This is a genomic window from Legionella navarrensis (genome assembly GCF_052527415.1).
In genome coordinates this window covers 1-249 of record NZ_JBNVZR010000068.1, presented here as the reverse complement: position 1 = coordinate 249, position 249 = coordinate 1, and the positions used below count along the sequence as shown (strand labels likewise).

Here is a 249-nt window from a genome sequence, read left to right as displayed (position 1 = left end):
ACGCGCCTCGTTCTGAGCATCGTTAAACACAATGAAATCCTGATGGTACGAGTGGACGACCCGTTTCTTCTCAGGCTCCCTTATCGCGGCCGCAGACGATTCAAGCGTGTCTTCGTAACGCATGATATCTATCAACGAATCAGCATTCAGCTTTTCCTTATAGTCACGAGCGACCCCAGGATCCATGAACTTGCTTTTATAGATCTTATGTGGGCCTATATTCAGCAGCTGCAGCAAAGGCACGCCGTT

General features: G+C 49.0%; 1 protein-coding gene. It reads right to left on the bottom strand.

Annotated elements, in window-relative coordinates:
- The coding region (locus ACQUTA_RS13145) for a hypothetical protein (protein ID WP_444988719.1) at nucleotides 1–249 on the bottom strand (249 nt) is incomplete at both ends.